This window comes from Paenibacillus sp. FSL R5-0749 (assembly GCF_038595085.1).
Classification (GTDB): domain Bacteria; phylum Bacillota; class Bacilli; order Paenibacillales; family Paenibacillaceae; genus Paenibacillus.
In genome coordinates, this window is sequence record NZ_CP152005.1 from 6,650,424 (window position 1) to 6,670,602 (window position 20,179).

13 protein-coding genes are annotated in these 20,179 nt (G+C 44.6%); 5 read left to right on the top strand and 8 right to left on the bottom strand.

Annotation, left to right across the window (positions count from 1 at the left end; all coding sequences use genetic code 11):
* Positions 1–208: 208 nt before the first annotated feature.
* On the top strand, positions 209–931 hold the full coding sequence (locus tag MKY85_RS29615; RefSeq protein ID WP_342571484.1) for a YheC/YheD family protein: 723 nt from the start codon (positions 209–211) through the stop codon (positions 929–931).
* Between the two features lie 107 nt (positions 932–1,038).
* Here the strand turns inward: MKY85_RS29615 and MKY85_RS29620 are convergent, their stop codons facing one another.
* The 6 genes from MKY85_RS29620 to MKY85_RS29645 form a co-directional block, all read right to left on the bottom strand.
* Positions 1,039–1,371, bottom strand: a complete 333-nt coding sequence (locus tag MKY85_RS29620) for a hypothetical protein (protein ID WP_342571485.1) — start codon at positions 1,369–1,371, stop codon at positions 1,039–1,041.
* 125 nt (positions 1,372–1,496) lie between these two features.
* Positions 1,497–2,114 (bottom strand): hypothetical protein, encoded by a 618-nt coding sequence (locus tag MKY85_RS29625; RefSeq protein WP_342571486.1) that lies wholly within the window; start codon positions 2,112–2,114, stop codon positions 1,497–1,499.
* Between the two features lie 123 nt (positions 2,115–2,237).
* Complete coding sequence (locus MKY85_RS29630; RefSeq protein ID WP_339238835.1) at positions 2,238–2,783, bottom strand: 50S ribosomal protein L25; 546 nt, start codon at positions 2,781–2,783, stop codon at positions 2,238–2,240.
* A gap of 1 nt (position 2,784) precedes the next feature.
* Complete coding sequence (locus tag MKY85_RS29635) at positions 2,785–2,916, bottom strand: hypothetical protein (protein ID WP_339258074.1); 132 nt, start codon at positions 2,914–2,916, stop codon at positions 2,785–2,787.
* A gap of 223 nt (positions 2,917–3,139) precedes the next feature.
* A complete protein-coding gene (locus MKY85_RS29640) occupies positions 3,140–5,263 on the bottom strand; it encodes a 5'-nucleotidase C-terminal domain-containing protein (protein WP_342571487.1) in 2,124 nt (707 codons plus the stop codon).
* A 222-nt stretch (positions 5,264–5,485) separates the two neighbouring features.
* Complete coding sequence (locus tag MKY85_RS29645) at positions 5,486–8,167, bottom strand: Ig-like domain-containing protein (protein ID WP_342571488.1); 2,682 nt, start codon at positions 8,165–8,167, stop codon at positions 5,486–5,488.
* 529 nt (positions 8,168–8,696) lie between these two features.
* Between MKY85_RS29645 and MKY85_RS29650 the strand changes: the two genes are divergently transcribed.
* On the top strand, positions 8,697–9,323 hold the full coding sequence (locus MKY85_RS29650) for a hypothetical protein (protein ID WP_253442194.1): 627 nt from the start codon (positions 8,697–8,699) through the stop codon (positions 9,321–9,323).
* A 210-nt stretch (positions 9,324–9,533) separates the two neighbouring features.
* Here the strand turns inward: MKY85_RS29650 and MKY85_RS29655 are convergent, their stop codons facing one another.
* Together MKY85_RS29655 and MKY85_RS29660 are read right to left on the bottom strand one after the other, a co-directional pair.
* Positions 9,534–15,812: an Ig-like domain-containing protein gene (locus MKY85_RS29655; RefSeq protein WP_342571489.1), complete on the bottom strand. Its 6,279-nt coding sequence runs from the start codon at positions 15,810–15,812 to the stop codon at positions 9,534–9,536.
* 528 nt (positions 15,813–16,340) lie between these two features.
* Positions 16,341–16,859 (bottom strand): DJ-1/PfpI family protein, encoded by a 519-nt coding sequence (locus tag MKY85_RS29660; protein WP_339238842.1) that lies wholly within the window; start codon positions 16,857–16,859, stop codon positions 16,341–16,343.
* 148 nt (positions 16,860–17,007) lie between these two features.
* On the opposite strand from MKY85_RS29660, the gene MKY85_RS29665 reads away from it, so the two are divergent.
* From MKY85_RS29665 to MKY85_RS29675, 3 genes are all read left to right on the top strand, one after another.
* Positions 17,008–17,397, top strand: a complete 390-nt coding sequence (locus MKY85_RS29665; protein ID WP_253442200.1) for a helix-turn-helix domain-containing protein — start codon at positions 17,008–17,010, stop codon at positions 17,395–17,397.
* A 185-nt stretch (positions 17,398–17,582) separates the two neighbouring features.
* Positions 17,583–18,656, top strand: coding sequence for a zinc-binding alcohol dehydrogenase family protein (locus MKY85_RS29670; protein WP_342571490.1), 1,074 nt, complete (start codon positions 17,583–17,585; stop codon positions 18,654–18,656).
* Between the two features lie 281 nt (positions 18,657–18,937).
* Entirely contained in the window at positions 18,938–20,077 is a 1,140-nt protein-coding gene (locus MKY85_RS29675) for a zinc-dependent alcohol dehydrogenase (protein WP_253442204.1), read from the top strand.
* The last annotated feature ends 102 nt before the right edge of the window (positions 20,078–20,179 follow it).

Below are 20,179 nucleotides of genomic sequence, written 5' to 3' on the forward strand. Positions count from 1 at the left end.
TTTATCCCGGGCAGGATTCCAACACCTAGGATCTCAAGTACGTGTAAGAACGATCTGATCCCCGGAACGGGTTATTTTTACGTTGAATCTTCATGAAAGTTGTAAAGTATGTACTAACTTTCCGCTCCAATTTAGACGAATGACAGCTTATATGGATGATTTATATACATTAGAATAAGTATAGACCCTTAAAAAGGCAGTGATTTCGATGTTATTTCAACGAGACAAATGGCTGCAGTATCGCACACTCCACAGTGTGCCCTTACTTGCCGAGCGGTTACCCGAGACACAGCTTCTTGAGAAGGAATCGTTAACACATATGCTGCAACACTACCCAAGCTTGGTTCTGAAACCTTGCAATGGAAGCTATGGAAGGGATATCGTGTTCATTAAACGTCAGCGTTCTAATACCTATCGAATTCAGAATGAGAATCATACCATTACCCTGTTGAATACAGATCAGCTGCTCGAATGGCTCGACAAATCCTATAAAGATCGCACCTACATTGTCCAGCAACGCCTGCAATTGGCTCGAATTCGCAACAAACCGTTTGATCTTCGGATCATGGTTCAACGCAAAAGGGAAGCGCCCTCGAAGTGGAAAGTAACTGGCGCTTATGCCAAGGTCGCATCGCGAGGATATCTAGTCACGAATGTGACCAGCCGTACCTTGCCTGCGCTTAAGGCACTGCAACTTGCAGGTGTCGGAGGCCGGACTTTGCTGGTCCAGGCAGAACGAACTGCACTCCTCGCTGCCAAACAGTTGGCAGAACACAACCCTGATCTTAGACAAGTCGGCTTTGACATTGGAATCGATCAGAAAGCTCGGATTTGGATTATTGAAGGGAATTATCAACCCGACTTGCGCCCTTTTCGGCGCTTGAAAGATTCCTCCATGTATCGCCGCATATTATGGTATCAGAAGCATTGATTTGCCACCTCATGATAAGGAAACGACTCGCCCTTAGTAGACTGGGCGAGTCGTTGCTTTGGGTTGAATGGGAGCTACTGCTCAGATTACGTTCATATCCTGAATTCTTATTTCCGGCAACCTCGTCTCGGTGTACTTACTACACGTGTAACCTGGAAACGGTTTGGTCCTACCTGTATGATGGCAAACTGGCTGTAAGACGTGCCCGAGGACGTATATGGTTCAGCTTCGATGTTGCCACTCAGTGTTCTAACCGTTGCCGTAATTCTTGTCACCAAGCACACCCCACGTGAAGAAGCCTGCCAAGTCTCATCACGCTGTACAACATAGTTGTCATCGCTGCAAAAGAGAGATGCATACTCTACTTTTCCTGAAGCATTAAATGATGTGGAATTGTATATTCGAACCAGGGGATAACTCCGTACTCTTCTATTTCCCATTCTCAAAACCTCCTTTAATTTGATAGTTTAGTAAATGCAATAGATTGAGATTTGGTCAGGGATAGAAGTGGACAAGGTTGAAAAAGTGTGTTTGTCCGATGGTTAAGAGGGGAATTTTCGCTTGACTATTTGCCCTGGATCACAAGTCCATATTTACTGAATATCCACGATTGGCTCAAATCATGCATCGCATCATGGCTTATACGTACAGAGGGCTTCTGCACCTTCATCGCATCTGTGTCCTGTGCCGAGAAGCGAAGCGGCTTTGTTATTCTTTGGATAGAGTCTCTAATCTCATCGAAAAACGCATAGGTCAGCGGCATATGATCCCGGATATCCTCATATATATAGTATTTTCCTTTTTCGTCTTCCAAATTAACCTGAACGCCTTTCGGAAATGAAAGCATGATGTACGGCAGTTCATCCTCTGCCCATTGTGCGTGATATGGGAAAGAAACACCTTCATTTCTCACAAAAAATCCTGAACTTTCCTGATCGGACGCAACAGAAATGGAATATATAAAGAAGGGACGAACATCATTTCTCTGTTCTCCTGCCACATAATACTGATAGAACGTCTGATACGCCTCATACACCTGACTATAATCATGCTCTGTCCGGGCAGCATTGGTATGACGGAATTGCACCTGTCTCTGCTCGAAAATCTGTAATAGACCTTTCAACTCTTCAGGAGTGATGAAAAACTTCAGTTTATAGAATCCACCATTCTTTAATTTGTCCATTTCTTTTCGCTCACCGTCCTATATATGTATCTTATTTCCATTATAGTGATGCACAAATTAGCCGTACAGATTATTATCCGTACGGCTAATTTCGAGTTGTTCGGCTCTGCGAATTTGGGATTGTTAAGGTTTAACTACAGAGAGAAGAGACTCATTTCCCTCAGAGATCACCGTCACATCTGGTGCAAACGTTGCATCACTGACATGTAGTGTTTCTCCAAGCTCCATCGTGCTAATGTCAAATTCAATCGACGTTGGCAAGTGTCTCGGCAATGCCTCCACTTCAATAGAAGCTAATTGAACTTGTACAACTCCGCCCTGTTTTGTGCCAATCGGTGTGCCGTTGAACTTGACAGGAATTTTAGTGCGCATGATCTCATGGGTCTGCACCTGTTGAAAATCCACATGAATCAAATCTCGTGTAACCGAGTCACGTTGGAGGTCTTCCAATAATACGGTCACTGAGTCTTTACCTTCAAACTGCAACTCAATAAAACCAGTTGCCCCTTGCTTCAACCATTTTTGAAAATCTATTGTTGGAATATGAACCATCTCATTCTCCGTATTTCTTCCAAAAACAATGCCTGGCAAACGCCCGGATTTACGTAGGTCCCTAAGTCGGGAAGAATTTAATGGAATGCGTTTTTCCGCTTGAAAAGTAGTAGTCATGCTATGTTCGCTCCTCTTTATTAAATGATATTTTTACATTTTTCATACACATCCAACCATCCCCTGTTGGGGCTAAAGAGAGAAACATAGCATCACCACCTCCAAATACCATCCATTTGATTTTAAAATACATTTAATGTAAGCTCCCATGATATACATGAAGGCACTCTACTCGGAGGAGTAGAATGCCTTTGGGATGCCTCAACCCTATCATAGAAACACTTTTTTGTCGATCAACCTGAAGTATATGATAGAGTATCGTCTACCTCATCCCGACGCCATAGGGAAAAAGGAAAAGGGGCTCTTCCTTTACCAGGAAGAACCCCTTTGATTATAAGGTTTAAATAAGTTCTACATTATGAAGCTTTAGCTGCAACTGTTTTCTCAATTAATGCTTTGGCATCATTAGTAGTAAGGCCTTGTTTTGGTTGAAGTGATTTTTGATCTATTCCACCAAGAATACCTTTATTAATCAGTTTTACCATAGGTTTCATTGCATAGGTAGACACGGACTTACCATCTTCGAAACTAGCAATAATCGTGGCAGTCTCTTTATCGGTCGCTTGACCTTTTACCAATTTAGCAAGAATTGTAGCAGCTTCCTCGCGTGTGATATCCCGATCAGGATAGAAGTTTCCACCGTAGCCCTGGATGAATCCAGCATGCGTAGCTTCAGCAATCGCATCTGCATAGGTCGCATCAACCGCTACATCCTTGAATGCAGGTGCTGTAGTTACTTCATTTAATTTCAACATATCCACCAACGCACTTACAAATTCAGCACGAGAAATGACTTCTGTAGTCGCAGGTGTTTCTGTTGGCTCAGTAGATGCAGCCACGTTAGTGATACGTCCTTCATTTTTGGCTTCAATGTTACCGCCTTTAAATGTTTTGACAATGTAGTCGTAGAATACATCCAGATCGATCGGACCTGCCAAGGATGATTTGGCATCCATCAGCACTTTATAGTTGTCTCCGCCTGCAGCCATGAAGTTGTTAACGACAGCCGTATATGTTTTTGCAGGATCAATGGCTGTGCCGTCTTCCAGACTAAGACCCGTAATGCGCTCTGCAACAGGCTTGTTGAAATCTGCAGCGTATTTCAAACCCGAGATTTGTAGTGTCTTGGTGTTTGGTGTACCGTCAGCATTGGTACCCCATTGCTGTTGCAACAAGGTTTTAACCTGTTCGCCAGTCAGCTCCAGTTTCACTAATGTATTACCGAATGGTTGAATTTTCGCAAGATCAGCAAAGGTTACATCGCCTTTTGGCAGATCGGCACGAATACCACCTGGATTCATAAATGCGAAGTCAGCAGCGCTTGCTTTATCCCCAAAGTCAGCATCACGCATTGCATCTGCAATCAGGTTGCCCAGAGGCGCTTCATTATTGTAGGCATCTGTACGCAAAACAGAACCATCTGTTGTGCCCACTGGCTTCGTCAGTTCAGGGTGCTTGTCCAATGATTTCTTGATAATTGCCAATGTTTCAGGGTCTTCTTTTACACCCTCTTGGAGAGTCGTTGTAACCGTAGCTGATTTTTCAGTTACATCCCCCGTTGCAGGATCAATCATCAGCTTGATATCTTCAAAAGCCGTACCATAAGAATACGCTTGAACGATCAGCTTTCCGTTCACTTCACCGTTAGCCAAAGCATGATTGTCACCTGCAACGATTACGTCAACAGGGGAATCTGCTGGTAAAGCTTTTGCCAGATCAGCTGCTTCTCCAGTCGTTACGCCTTCTTTAGTGGTTGCTGGATCATGTGCCAACACGATGATCGTTTCTACACCTTGATCTTGCAATTCTTTTGCATATTTATTAACGGCTTCAACTTCTTCTTCCGGACTTAAGAAACGCACACCAGCTGTACCCGATGGGGATACTTTGCCAGGTGTTGATTTGGTCACTAGTCCGATGAATCCAATTTTGACTCCGCCTACTTCTTTGATTACATAAGGCTTGATCAGTGTTTTTCCGGTAGCGGTTTCAATGACGTTTGCATTAACGTAATCAAATTTTGCACCAGCATGTGTTACCTTACCTTCTTTTGGATCCAGGCCACCAAAGATCTGTGCCTTCAAAGCAGCAACACCTTGGTCAAATTCATGATTCCCCAGAGACCCTACATCAAATCCCATCATATTCATCCATTCCATGGTAGGCTCGTCGCGATCCATAGATGAGACCGGAGCCGATGCACCAACAGAATCTCCATTATGGAAGAGTAGGGAGTTTTCATATTTGGCTTGAGCTTCTTTCAGGTAGGTTGCTAGAATTGGAGCCGATCCTGCCTTTTTATCACCAACGATCGATGTGGTATCTAACTGACCATGAAAATCATTGATTCCAATCAAGTGTACTTCTACATCATTGCCTGCGGCAGAGACTGAACCTGCTGCCCCCAGTAGTTGTGTGAGTAATAGTGCAGTAGTAGCGATACGAATTGTGCTTTTGCCCAGAACGTTTTTCCAAGACATGAATTACATAACCCCTCTCCAATTATCGATCCTGAGATATTTTACCATAGTTCAATTCAGAAAAGTCATAGAAAATATCAAATGGTTGTAAAAATATTTGGGAGAATGATAGAGAAGAGGTGTGTTTACTACTGGCTAAACATAAAGGCACCCCGCAGGGTGCCCTTATTACCTTCATATAACGGCTCATAAAAAATAGAGATCGAGATATTGCTCGGTTAACTATAATTCTTTATGCTCTAACATGTTCATTAATAGAACAACGGCCTCTGCTCTAGTGGTTGGTGATTTAGGTATGAAATTATTGTTTCCCATTCCTTCGACAAGGCCAAGTTCCTTCAGCGCGGCCACAGAGGTTTTTGCCCACACAGGAATAGATTTATCATCTGAAAAAAATGTTGCAGCATTGCCTGTAGTGGGTACCTTAAGCGCATTCGCAACCATCATGGCCATCTCGACACGTGTGATATTGGCATTCGGCCGGAACGTGTCGTCGGGATAACCGCTAAGAATGCCCTCCTGCACTGCTTGCGAGACTGCCCATTTGGCCCAAGATCCGATTTCCGTTGTATCTGAGAATACCAGTTCTGCCCCAGCTTTTTGTGAATTCAACGCGTTCATCAGCATGACTGAGAACTCAGCACGTGTAACGTTCTTCCCCGGACTAAACGTTCCATCGGGATATCCGGTGATTATACCGCTGCTTAACGCTTGTTGAATTCTTGCTTCAGCCCAATGTCCCGAGATGTCGCTAAAGTCCAATCCCGTCGCCGGTTCAACTGGAGTATTCAAGATGGGCTTTCCACTAGTTTGATCAACAACAAGGACAGCATACTTCGTGAAGTGATTGACCTCGACTGTGATTTGATTCCCTTGAATAATACCTCCATCTACTTTCTCCCATGTCTTGTTCACTTCATCAAAATAAAAAACAGCTGCCGAATGATGACGCTCAAGACCTGTTGAATCAAATGTAAACGTCAGTTTTATCGGTATGAGGAAGTTCTCCGTAAAATTCTTCATAAGTTCAAATACCGGGCTGGCCAGAATTTCTTTATGTGTTAGCAAAGGTTCCGTATTGGAAACTTTATCAATGGATAAAGTCAGCTCACGAGATGATGCCCCTGCTGGAATTGAGATTTCAATCTCTTTGCCCAGGCTAACCAACCCTGACTTACCAATCGGAACGGTTATTTTACCTGTTGTTGATTTGACTATATTGTCTATCGGGGCGATTGGTAAAGAAGGACTGCTCGGACTTGTTGTTTGTACTGGCTGTACAGTAAAAACAGAGTACGGATTCGACTCCGTTATTCCCTGTCCTGCGTTACCTGCACCATTGGACACTCCCGTATTTTGAAGGGTGATGACATTGACCGATTTGTTCACATTCGCATGCGGGGTTAACGTTGCTGTCCACGTCACTCCCCCATCGGTTGAACGGACAGTAGTCAGTGTACCGCTTGCAATCGTCAGATCTGTGTTATCAAAACCTGACACTGCCTCAGAGAATGTGATTGTTACCAAGGATGTTTTGCCAAGAGTCAGCGTTCCATCAGCTACAACAATCGTTGCCGTTGGTCGGGAGGTATAGACTGCGTAATTATTCGAAGTAGTCGTTCCTGTGCCTGCGTTGCCTGCCATATCGCTAATGCCCGAATTATCAAGCGTGATGACATTGGTTCCATCATCAATTCCTACAGTTGGTATCAATGTCGCAGTCCATGTAATCCCCTCATCAGATGTATGCACAGTACTCAGCGTACCATTTGCAACGGTCAGGTCCTCATTAGTAAATCCTGTAATTGCTTCCGAAAATGTAAAGGTGACCTCTGATGTCTTGTCGGCAGTCAGAATCATATCGGCGACGTTAATGGTTGCTGTCGGTCTGACCGTATCAATGGCGAAGGTATTGGAATCCGTTGTACCTGTACCTGATATGCCGCCCTGATTCACTACACCCGTATTATGGAGTGTAATCTTGTTCGTTCCCGCAGTGATGCCGGCGGTAGGAGTAAATTTTGCTGTATACGTAATATTGTCATTCGTAGCCAGATTGGTAATAGTTCCATTCGTCACCACAAGGTCGGCTAGCGTAAAACCGGTCACTGCTTCAGAGAAGGTGAAGGTCACATCAGACATCTTGCCAATATTCAACGTTGTCTCGGCTACGACAATCGTTGCCGTTGGCCGGGCGGTATAGATCTCATAATTATTCGAAGGCGTTGTCCCCGTACCCGTATTGCCCGCAATATCACGAATACCGGTATTATCAAGCGTGATAATGTTGGTCGCATCGGTGATACCAATATCTGGCGTTAATGTCGCGGTCCATGTTATACCTCCATCGGAGGAACTAAGGCCTCTCACCGTACCATTCTCTACTAATAGGTCGGCAACGTTAAAGCCGGTCACTGTTTCGGAAAATGCGATGGTGATCAGTGATGTCTTCCCAGCGGTTAGAGCCGTATCGGCTACAACAATGGTTGCTGTCGGTCTTAATGTATCAATAGTATAATTACTCGAAGTGGACGTGCCCACACCTACAATACCGTCTAGATTCATCACACCTTCGTTGTTCAGGGTTATGACGTTGGTCGCATCTGTAATATCTGGTTTAGGTGTGAGAGTTGCCGTCCACGTATAACCTCCATCCGAAGAGACCGGTGCAGTCAGTGTGCCGCTTTCCGGAACCGTTAAGTCTCCATTGTCCAACCCTTGTACCGGTTCTGAGAACGTAAAGAATACCTTTGCGGTGCTGCCAATTCCCAGCAGCGCATATTCCATCGAAATTGTTGATGTTGGAGCCGCAGCATACACCTTATCTGATGCTTTGAGACACAACAATCCTGCCATTAGGGATACCACCAGAACAATAATTCCAATCTTCTTCCTTAAATACATATGCTCCTCCTCTTAACGCTCTCTGGACTACTCAATAAAATCAATTCCCTCTTAAATACTTCAAATTTAATCTAATCAATTCGACACATACGTTCGAATTCCTATACCCACAAATAAAAATATATCATTTCCCAAGCAGATGTCTTCCTCTATTGAATAGATAGATTTTCATAGAAAATAATGTATTTTATCTTTTTAGTTGCTATAATGGAATAAAAAGTAATATATTTGAAGCAATCACCTACATAGTCAGCTGAATAACAAGTTTCCATTGAGCTCTCAACCCCTCCACTCCAGGCAACACATCCATTTACATATAGTGCATTCAAGCCACTAATTTTGTCTATTAAAGGAGGTGAACCGGAGAGCGCTGTATATCTGATTTCCCTTTAATTATCATTGGGGGATGTGTTGATTGCTCTTTCACCACTCCTAACCGAACACTGCGTCGCCATATGCATGATCTGTAAGAGTTTATGGTATTACGTATGAAGTCTCAACCATTCTAAGGAATATAGGAGTGTGTCCAATGAATCATTTATTTTTCCCCAAATCTTTTCGAGTTTTTTTGGCTTGCTTGTTGATTCTTGCATTTGCCGTACCAGCGACCGCTTCTGCCGGCTATCTTGGAGATAAGCTCACGATCGGCCAAAGTATGGCTAAGGGAGACTATCTCACTTCGCAGGATGGCAGATTTTCAGCCATTTGGCAGAATGACGGGAATTTTGTCATCTATCAGAATGGTTCTTCTCTTTGGAGTAGCGGTACCAGTAACAGTGGGGCTCTTTCGTTCAAGTTTGAACCACAATACGGAAAACCTGTCATGTATAAATATGGCATGAAATATCAAGATGTGTACCAATATGGTTATCGTTATGGTTTCAACCCGGCTACAGGTAAATACGAATATTATACTGGTTGGGGATGGGATAAAGTTTTGGTGATTGATACTTCTGTACAGGTAGCTGCTTGGTCTCCCAACACCACCTCATGGATTCCAGGTCATCATGGGGGCAGCTTACCATCTAACACAACAGGTGACACACTAGTCATGCAAAGTGATGGTAATCTAGTTCTCTATAACACAACTCTGACCAATGACTATTATCCAAATAGTTGGATTCCTGTCTGGGCTTCGAATACGGGCGGTCGCTAAAAGGTAAATGGATGGGCACGGAATAACTATAGTACAATGAGCCGCATACTTTGCGGCTCTTTTCTGGTATCTAACGTTTTCCGATCCACTCACCAACTTGTATGCACCTCACCGGATAGTAAAAAAATCTGAGGAATCTATTCGATTCCTCAGATTAGCTCAAGATAGCGTGCACATTCTATTAAGTTCAAGTATGTTCACGATGCAAGATTACCACAGATCTTCGGGGATGTACTTCAGCATCGTTTCGGAGCCATCTTCATTGATCTTAAACGTATGGGTTCTCGTTGCTTCCTCAACATGTCCAAATGACCATTTGTCCAAACGGTTGTCTGGATATGAAGGTTCCGCTCCAGTCAGAGGACCTCTATACAGCATTCCGTTAATCATCTTAACGGCTTCCTCTCGGGTAATCTGACTTCCAGGTTGGAAGGAAGCATCTTTATACCCTGATACGATACCGAAACGAAAAACTTCATCGATGGACTGCTCCGCCCAGTTCCCCTCAATATCTGTAAACGAACTGATTCTCAAGATATGGTCCATCTTCAGCTCTTTGGCAACACCAAGATAACGCGCAATGGCTGTTGCCAGCTCTGCTCTTGTAATGGGCTGATCCGGTCTGAATGTATGATCCGCATAGCCTTTAAATATTCCTTTATTTGCAACAGCTTCGATATAATCGGCACCCCAGTAATCTGTAGCAACATCACTGTACAGCTCGACGTGTCGAACCTCATCTTGCAAATGAAGCGTCCGGGCAAAAATAGCTGCAATCTCTGCACGAGTGATGAGCTTTTCCGGTTTCACCTTACCGTCTGGGTACCCCATAATATAACGGTCATGTTTGTGCTCATAACGATTAGAGTACAACATCACTTTAATCAAGGACGTATCGTCTTGTGTATTTATAAGCGTAAGCTTATGATCTGAGCCGACCTCTGCCGTAACAGAAGCATAGATCTCGCCTTCTGTCATTTCGTTAACCTTTAATTTAAACGTCAGTTGGCCACGCGTGTCTCCCGCCAGCTTACCAACATTCCATTTTATTTCTTGGCCTGTAACGATGCCACCGTTTGCATCAACTAAACTCATTCCCGCCGGAATCGTAGATTTAACATACAATCCATCAGCCTCAGTTAACGATTTATTGCCGTAAATCACCGTAAAGGTTAGAATATCGCCTTCTCTGCCCTTCATTTTGTCCGCAAGAATGGCTGTGGCAAAGTCGATTGGCTTGGTCGTTATGGTTGTCGGAGGCTCCGTCGTTGTGACTGGCGGCTTGACGGGATCAGGCGTTACCACCGGAGAGCCCCCTCCGTTGGATGTCGGCAGTGGCGTCATGCTAAAGTCGTACAGCACAATTTCCGTACCTACATGAATTAGCGGCTGGTTCGTATCGACAACTCTGCTATCAAAGTCCTTATAACCTGCTTTGGTCGCGGTTAAGTAGTAATCTGTATGCGGAAACACCATGAACGCATACTGCCCAGTCGCATCGCTCGTCTGTGGGTTCGCGTTATCCGCTGGTGGGAAATTGACCACAGGTGGCAAGTTGACCACCGTTCCGTTACTGTAATGAAGCGTAACGATTGCACCGGATATTGGACGACCGGTTACGGAATCGGTAATTGTACCGTATGGGTCAATGAGTACCTCACTAATACTGATTTGTCCGTCTGAACTGATTTCAATATCAGCATGGCCGACAACAACAGGTTGTGTTCCACCGCCCGGAAGCGGAATGTTATAGATGACATTAGCAATGTAGCTGCCCTTAAGCACACTGTCGATATTGAATATTCCATCAGAGTCAACTTGGCCTGAATGAGCCCCATTGCCGTCATTGATTATAACCGTGTAACCGCCGCCCACTGTTCCGTTGAGTGCCAGGGATCCACCCTGCGATGTTTCCACCAAGACAACACCAGAGACTGTTTTATTCCCCTCAAAGGATCGGCCATCCACACTAGCGTTTACTGGAACACTCTGATTAAACGTGACGGATTTTTTCTGCCCGCCGATTTCTACTTGCTTCGTAATGGATACATCGTACGTCACATTACCCTGTGGTATAGCCAGGGTGTATGCCCCGTCACCTGCAGTAACTGCAACAGCATAAAAATCAGTAATGCCGTCACCGTCAAAATCTTTGCTTACTTTGATTAAAGCCCCTTTTACAGGGTGACCTGCCTGGTCTGTGACAATGCCCGTAATAACACCAGGGGTGATGGCAATATAGATGGTGTCACTCACATGGAGACCTCTAGGTTTATCGTCAACCGTTGCCGTCAGCGGTATGTCCGCAGACCCCGTACCACCAAGAACTGCCGCGGTGAAGGTTGTAGTTGCGATGCCATCGGCATCCGTTAAGACACTTACTGTGTTGGAGTTTCCAATAAAATGACCATACGTTGTATCTGGCACATCAAATACGACTTCAATCCCTGCCTGAGGATGACCTTCTTTATCAGTCACTACCGACTTAAAGATGGATGTAGATGTACCGTTACCAAGTATCGACGATGGGTTGGCTGTCAACGTTATTTCGAACTCCACAAGCTCGAAGTCCTGAATAACAACCCCGTTCCCATTGCCGTTGATCGTAGATACGGAAACTTCTCTATGAGCACGGCTATACTTGTCGCTAATCACTTCTAACATATATTTATTGATCACAACATCTTCAAAGGTGTACTTGCCATCTGAACCCGATGTGACCCGTCCCTTCTCTTTACCTGCAAGGTCACGTAGAATCACTGTCGCGCCTGAGATCGGATTCCCGGTTTTTTTATCCATGACCGTTCCGGCAATGCTCGGGTTGGTCATTGTGATTGTCACCGTCGCTATATTGGACTGACCTGTTCCGTCAGAGGCTTGATAGGTGAACGTTATACTGCCGGAAGCTCCTTCTTTTGCCTCGAACGTGAAGGAACCGTCCGAACTGGCAGTCAGCGTACCTTTGCTTGCGTCGCTAATTGAACTGATATTCACTGCAATGAGGGTATCATTCCCTGCGCTAGTATCGTTGGATAAGATTCCGTTTTCTACCGGGACAGTCAACGTATTTCCTCTGACAACCTGATAGCTGTCATTCTTGGCAACAGGTACCGCTCTGAATTTTGCATAATAGTCTCCAGCTGCATGAACAGTAAAGGTATACGCCGCAGCTGTACTTACTGGACTGCCTGTACCTTCTTCATTGTCATACCAACCTGTGAATGAATAGCCTACAGCCGGATTAGCCGTAATTATAGCTGTTTCGCCTAATCCATAAGTATCATCACCCGAAGTCGTGCCGCCATCATTCCCAATGACATGCGTAGTGATTGGCATCGTAATTGTGATCGTCACCGTCGCTACACTCGAATGAACAGTTCCGTCAAAGGCTTGGTACGTAAACGTCACCTTACCGAATGTGTTCTCCTCCGCACTGAACGTGAACGATCCGTCTGGGTCCACATTCAGCGTGCCCATACTTGGATCGCTGATGGAGCTGATATTCATTACGGTGAGCGGATGATCCTCATCATCCTTATCATTCGAGAGCAAACCTGTCTCGACTGGAACGGTGAGTGTATCCCCACTCTTTATGCGATAATTATCATTTTCTGCCACAGGCTCATGTGTAGAAACGGGTAGCGTAATCGTGATTGTCACCGTAGCTTCATTCGAAAGGGCAATTCCATTATCAGCTTGGTAGGTGAACGTCACAGTACCAGACGCTTCGCTATCCGCCACGAACGTAAATGAGCCATCTGAATTCACATTAAGATCGCCTTTGCTCGGATCACTGATTGAGCCGATATTCACCGCCGTAAGTGGACGATTACCCGCATCTGTATCGTTCAGTAAGATACCCTCTGCCACCGGAACGGTGAGCGTATCTCCCCGCAAGACACTATAAGTGTCATTTTCAGCGAAAGGCAGTGTATCAAATTTAGCATAATAGTCTTCATCCGTCTGAACGGTAAACGTATAGGCTGAATCCATACTTACTGGAGTACCTGTGCCTGCTGTGTTGTCATACCATCCCACGAATATATAGCCTTGATCCGGGCTAGCTGTAAGTGTCGCTGAATCACCGATATTATAGGTGTTATCCCCTGCAGTCGTCCCACCAACAGTTCCGATGACATGTGTAGTGATTACTGCTGTTGTTACATCCGTTACATTGGTAGTTACTGTATTGGAACCCAGGTTCAATCCCGTTATTACAGCATTATCGCTGACTAATGTCTGCTGCGTGCTTGGTGCCGTTATAGTAAACGTGAGCACTTTGCTTCCGTTCGCGGGAACATCAATTCCCGTTTGAGTTTGACCGTCACTGGTGACGCTGAGTCCTGTTTTTGCCGTATTGGTATAGTTATAAATGGTGACTGTATAGTCCATAGAACCGTTCGTTTGAACTGTAGCTGGACCTTTCTTGTCGATTCCTATCATCAGATCAAGTCTACCATTGTTTCCAAGTTTCATCGTCGCCTTGCCCTGGTTCAGCGACTCCTCGGTTACGTACGATGCACCGATTCCATCTGTTTTGGAGATCGTCTGCTTATTCGTTAAAGCAAGATAATAAGGGCTGTCCGTAGGCGGGAAGAAATAAGCTGCTGTCTTGGCCCCATCGATAGCATTACCCGAGTTGAGATAGCGGGATATTTCCCCGACTTGATTTGGTGATACCTGAAAAGTCGGTTTTACTTTATAGCTGAGCTTAAAAGAACCTTCTGTTGGTGGACTATACTCCCCAGACTGTGGGTTGGTCCGGTTTTTGAACCGGTAAATATGCTTCTGCATATCTTCAGCGTCAATATACCAGGTCAGACTGCTCACGCCTGCTACCGTCTTGATGACAGCCCTGCTCCCGTAGCCAGCAAACTGGTAGGCTGTTCCTCCGGTTATGGTCGTAGTTGTATCCACCGCTGCAACAGCATCCCCGATTCTCAAGGTGGACAGATCCACGCTAAAGTCCTCGCTGATTTCGTCTGTGACCACGATGGCACTGGCTATATCAGCCGTCTCTGAGCCAAGATCGGTAGTCTCCGGTATATTCAGAAGTGGAAGTATGGTTGTAGTAGCTTCTACATCATTGGCCAATCCAGCAAAAGCTGAGCTGACGATGTCATAGGTCGGAGCAAATGTATAATAATTGCTGTAGACAAAGGAATCTGCGTAGTTAAAACCATTTGGCCCTTGGGCCGCATACGTTTTCAACCTTTCATACGTGTTCTTTGCCGTACCATAGTTATAATCACTATCTTCTTTATGATCGTTAACTCTTTTCGGGTCAAGACCCGCCCATGCGTAGACTGGCTGGCTACCACTATATGGTCCATTAATTGCCGTAGTGGAACCCAGTCCAACCGTATACACTTTGGCCTGAGTGGATTCTCCTCCATTATAGGCAGTGTACTGACTATCCAGGAGACCCTTCATATAAGCGCCGGTGAGTATAGTCAGCGCTGCGATCTCCGGATCGCCTGTATTGGCCAGACTGGTACCGGCAGCAGCTGGCACATATTTGGTACCATCAGTGCCACTCTGATTATAGTTTGTGATCGTTGTAGCTTCGGTTAATGCATTGTTATAATCCGTTTCAAATGATTTGCCTTTTGGCGAAGAATACCATGCCTTCTTGGCATGAATCGCCGCCCCGTCCGATAGAAGGAACAAATACGGCTGGCGCTTAGGTCCCGCACCCTTGGTTCCCACATTTCTCATCGTCTTCGAAACGCCATACATGATGCCATCCTGTGTTGGTGTTCCTGCCCCCAACGAAACTGCCGATTGTGTTCCAACAGCACCGCCATCCTTGGTCAGATTACTGTTCACCGTGATGGTTTGGTTCGTTGCATATTTCAAATAATCTTCCGCTCCATGTCCTGAACTAAAATTGTAATGTCCTAGTTCCATAAACGTGCCGAGGTGGTTGGCGTTAGCCGATCCTCCAAACCAATAAACGGCAACGCGGTTATTGGGATTGGCATCCATGACTGTGCGGATTGCATCATTGGCAGCCTTGGCCATCGCCTCGACACGATAGTATACACCGGGTCCACCTGCTGTTTCCGCTATTTCTCTGCCATTCATATTGCCCATAGACGAACTCATGTCCAATATGAAGGTTACATCTGCCGCAGGACCGTCAGCACTGCCGCTCCCTCCGACACCTGGATTGGTCGAATTTGCCGTCATATATTCTTGTGCTAGCGCTGACAATTTCACATTGAAACTGCCATCACCCTCTGCTGTGACGCTCTTGTCCGTCCAGATACGCCCGTCTGATGCAGCTGAACCAAAACCGCTAGGCGGCGTATCCGTCACCGGGTCAGCAGTTAACTTGACCTGGTATTGACCGTAATTCGTCTCCGCCATAGTTGGCGCGATTGCCGCATTGGCCACTGAGCCGTCCAAAGGGGCCAAACCACTAACCCCAAACATTAGACACACCGTAAGCAGAATTGAAATACATTTTTTAATACCGTTGTTCATCCTTATTTCCTCCGTACAAAAATGAAATGTAAAATATACTGCATCCTAATACAGCAAAGTCCTTGTGCTTCTTCGTCTACAACCCACACTGTTCAAAAACGATCTATTGCAACGTTTATTACCTTCTTCCCGTCTCCAGATTTATTGCGATTTTTAGTATAATCATTTACTCTAAACAAAAACTGAACAAGAACGTGATGACAGTTGTTTTTACCTGATGGAATTACAAAAATTGAAGTGGTAATAGTAGAATTGGAAGAATAGAGGATGTATGATTGCGAGAATTTATTCTTACATAGCATGAAGAGGAATTAATTAGTGAATTGAAAATATAAAACGCCATAGCTCTGCTTTCTTAAAATTTAAAATTGTACAACATGACGAAAACGCAAACGGGACAAAGCAGGATGAATCTCTGCTTTGTCCCGTTTGAACGTATCGGTGTTCATTCTTTTCACCGATGTATATTTTTAAGGGCTTTTGAGACAGCCCCGCGATTATATAAAATTTCAAGGAGGAAATGTAGAATTAGCTTAATGCTTTTACCAAAGATTCTCCAAATTCTTTAGCACCATCTGGACCATCACCAGTGATAATATCATCATGAGCAACAACATGTTTTTCAACATATGTTACTTTATTCGCTTTTAATTGATCTTTTTGTACATCTACTGGATAACAAGTAGCCTCTCTTCCGGTAAGTAAACCGGTTTTAGCTACAGTAACCGCACCTGCACAGATTCCTGTTACAAGAACTTTATCCGTGTACGCTTGTTTCAAGTAATCTTGTAATTCTTGATTCCCCCATAGATGATCGTTCGTGCCGGATCCACCAATAACGGATACAACATCATAATCAGAAGCAATAACGTCTGAGAAAATGACCTCAGCAGTTGCTTTACCTTCATAATCCCCTATGATTTCACCTGTTTTTGTACTTGCAATGGTCACATCAATTCCGTTGCTTTCCAATTCGGCTTTTGGTTGAAATAATTCGTCCTCATTGAAACGTTCTGGTGGTATAATAAAGAGTGCTTTTTTACTCATTTGTAGTTCCTCCTAGGTAGTGAAAAAGATTTGCCGGTAAGACGACTATTTCATTCTACTGCTTGTTTTCTTCACTGTGAAGAATGCACTTTTGTGTAAGAAGGTTACCTACAGGTTACAATTGATAGGAATAAGGGGGTACGAGCCTATGCCAGATACTTTTAGAGATGAAGTTAAAGAAAAGATCATAAATGGTGATTATAATTGTGAAAAAGAACTTACCTTATCCATTCTAAGTGGTAAATGGAAAATTGTTATTTTATGGCATTTAGGTGTAGAAGGACCCTATCGGTTTAGTGATCTGCAAAGGCTTTTTCCAAAAATATCTCATAAAATTTTAACGAATCAATTAAGAGAACTGATGGAAGATGGAATAGTTCATCGCGAGGTTTATCCAGAAGTTCCACCCAAAGTGGAATATTCCATGACTGAATTGGGAATGACTCTACTTCCTATCGTTGAAATGATGTATGAATGGGGAAAAAATCGGATAGCAGAAATCATAAAAGAAATAGATATTCCGGAATCAAACAATTAAGCCTCCACTCATCGTTCCTTCCTTTATATGATCTCCCTGGCGTTACTTTTCAAATCAATTCGTTTAATTGGCCTTCACCTCTGTATTCAACTAAAATTCATTTATGCTTAAGACCTTAAGGCTAGTGATCATTTCAATATAGTACTAATAAAGGGCATACTAATAAGGAAAGGATGTGGTTCATCATGACTACAATGAAGGCGGTAGGATTAACTCGTTACCTTCCAATTGACGATCCCCAAAGCCTGGTGGACATAGTTGTAGAAAAACCAAAAGCAACAGGTCGTGACATTTTGGTCAAAGTTGCGGCCATATCGGTCAATCCTGTAGATACAAAGGTACGAGCTCCTAAGGAAAGAGTGGAGGAAAACCCTAAAATTCTAGGTTGGGATGTAGCAGGGGTCGTGGAAGAGACAGGACCGGACTGTTCATTGTTTCGTCCCGGAGATGAAGTTTTTTATGCTGGCAGTATTGCACGACAAGGCGGAAACAGTGAATACCATCTGGTCGATGAACGAATCGTCGGGCGCAAACCTGTTTCCTTAAGTTTTGTGGAAGCCGCCGCTCTTCCCCTAACCTCCATTACAGCTTGGGAAGCATTATTCACCCGAATGTCTATTTCCCAAGATCCGGGCCTCAATAAAGGAAAGACTCTGCTGATCATTGGTGCAGCCGGGGGTGTAGGTTCCATTGCCACTCAGCTTGCAAAACAAGCGGGGCTTACTGTAGTCGGAACTGCTTCCCGATCGGAAACGGTTAACTGGGTTAAATCGATGGGCGCGGACTATACCATTAATCACCATGAACCGCTCCTTCCACAACTTCAAGCAATTGGATTTACAAACGTTCCGTATATTTTTTGCCTGAATGCGTTGGAAAAACACTGGGCCGGTATTAGCGAAGCTATCTCTCCGCAAGGCGTTGTAAGCGCAATTGATGATCCACCCTCTCCACTGGACCTCAAATTGCTTAAGCAAAAAAGCGTCACCTTCGTATGGGAGTTTATGTTTACTCGCGCTATTTACGAAACAGATGACATGATTGAGCAGCATTTATTGCTTAATCGTATTGCTGATGCTGTGGACCATCAAAAATTAAAGACAACACTGACCGAGGTTCTTGGACCCATCTCAGCAGAGAATCTCCGTCAAGCCCACAAATTTTTGGAGAGCAATAGGACGATCGGTAAAATTGTAATTAGAAGGTTTTATTTGAAAACCTGTTTGCAGAGAGTATTAAAAAATGAGGTTTCTCAATAAATCTGTGATTCGATAATTGCAATTAGAGATAAATATTAAGGCCATCCTTTTGTGGGATGGCCCTTTCTTTTCTGGTTTTTGCTAAAGTAACGTACCCGAAGCGTCTGGCTTGCCTTAACTAATAAATATTGATCTCTGGACACAACCCCACGAAATAGGGATTTCATATAATAATGGAGTAGCAATATCAGAAAAAACACGAATGCATAATCCTCACTCTCCAATTCCATAATAGATCCATTCGTGCAGAATTCAAAGCATGTTATTACAGGAGGGCGATTATGAAAGCTGTAACATTCGGTGGAATGAAGAACATGCAAGTGAAGCAGGTCCCGGATCCAACGATTCAGAAAAACGACGGGATTATCGTCAGGGTCACCTCGACCGCCATATGCGGTTCCGATCTTCATATATACCAGGGGGCGATTCAAGCGCAACCCGGATACGTGGTTGGACATGAACCGATGGGCATTGTCGAAGAAGTGGGCCCCGAGGTGACAAAAGTCAAAAAAGGGGACCGGGTTGTGCTCCCGTTCAATATCTCGTGTGGGAGCTGTCATTACTGCCAGCATGAAATGGAGAGCCAATGCGACAACTCCAACCCCAATCCCCAAGTGGATACGGGAGCTTACTTTGGATTTACCGAACGTTACGGGAATTATTCGGGCGGACAAGCCGAATTGCTATACGTGCCGTACGGCAATTTTATGCCCTTCGTTATTCCGGAGTCATGCGAATTGGAGGATGAGAATCTCCTCTTCCTATCCGACGTACTGCCGACAGCCTATTGGAGCGTGGACAATGGCGGCGTGAAGAAGGGAGATACGGTGGTGGTACTCGGCTGTGGCCCTGTGGGCTTGATGGCACAAAAATTCGCCTGGATGAAAGGAGCTAAACGGGTCATTGCGGTCGACAATCTTCCGTACCGACTGAACCATGCCAAAAAAATGAATAATGTCGAAATCTTCAACTTTGAAGATTTCGAAGACATGGGGCTGCATATAAAAGAAATAACGAGCGGGGGTGCGGATGTCGTCATCGATTGCGTTGGAATGGACGGCAAGAAGACCCCCTTGGAGGAGGAAGAGCAGAAGGCCAAGCTGGTTGGCGGAACGCTCAGCCCGATCAACATCGCGATGAATGCGGTACGGAAATTCGGCACGATTCAGATTACGGGGGTATACGGTTCTAAATACAACCAGTTTATGTTCGGAAACATTTGGGAACGAAACGTAAAGTTGACCATGGGACAGGCGCCCGTGATTCATTACATGCCGATGCTGTATCAAAAAATTGTGGCAGGCGAGTTCGATCCCACGGAGATCATCACGCATAAAGTGCCGCTCGATCAGGCGCATAATGCGTATAACACTTTCTATAACCATGCGGATGAGTGCATTAAATTCATCCTGAAGCCTTAGATGATGGCATGAAAAGAGGGGCTGTTCCACGGGGCATTGTACCCTGATGGACAGCTCTCCATGTTAACTTGTACTCATAACGGGTATGTACCTTTCTTTATT

Excerpts from the sequence above, each read along its gene's own strand:
- MKY85_RS29615 (WP_342571484.1), top strand. The coding sequence starts at position 209 with ATGTTATTTCAACGAGACAAATGGCTGCAGTATCGCACACTCCACAGT.
- MKY85_RS29620 (WP_342571485.1), bottom strand. The coding sequence starts at position 1,371 with ATGGGAAATAGAAGAGTACGGAGTTATCCCCTGGTTCGAATATACAAT.
- MKY85_RS29625 (WP_342571486.1), bottom strand. The coding sequence starts at position 2,114 with ATGGACAAATTAAAGAATGGTGGATTCTATAAACTGAAGTTTTTCATC.
- MKY85_RS29630 (WP_339238835.1), bottom strand. The coding sequence starts at position 2,783 with ATGACTACTACTTTTCAAGCGGAAAAACGCATTCCATTAAATTCTTCC.
- MKY85_RS29635 (WP_339258074.1), bottom strand. The coding sequence starts at position 2,916 with ATGTATTTTAAAATCAAATGGATGGTATTTGGAGGTGGTGATGCTATG.
- MKY85_RS29640 (WP_342571487.1), bottom strand. The coding sequence starts at position 5,263 with ATGTCTTGGAAAAACGTTCTGGGCAAAAGCACAATTCGTATCGCTACT.
- MKY85_RS29645 (WP_342571488.1), bottom strand. The coding sequence starts at position 8,167 with ATGTATTTAAGGAAGAAGATTGGAATTATTGTTCTGGTGGTATCCCTA.
- MKY85_RS29650 (WP_253442194.1), top strand. The coding sequence starts at position 8,697 with ATGAATCATTTATTTTTCCCCAAATCTTTTCGAGTTTTTTTGGCTTGC.
- MKY85_RS29655 (WP_342571489.1), bottom strand. The coding sequence starts at position 15,812 with ATGAACAACGGTATTAAAAAATGTATTTCAATTCTGCTTACGGTGTGT.
- MKY85_RS29660 (WP_339238842.1), bottom strand. The coding sequence starts at position 16,859 with ATGAGTAAAAAAGCACTCTTTATTATACCACCAGAACGTTTCAATGAG.
- MKY85_RS29665 (WP_253442200.1), top strand. The coding sequence starts at position 17,008 with ATGCCAGATACTTTTAGAGATGAAGTTAAAGAAAAGATCATAAATGGT.
- MKY85_RS29670 (WP_342571490.1), top strand. The coding sequence starts at position 17,583 with ATGACTACAATGAAGGCGGTAGGATTAACTCGTTACCTTCCAATTGAC.
- MKY85_RS29675 (WP_253442204.1), top strand. The coding sequence starts at position 18,938 with ATGAAAGCTGTAACATTCGGTGGAATGAAGAACATGCAAGTGAAGCAG.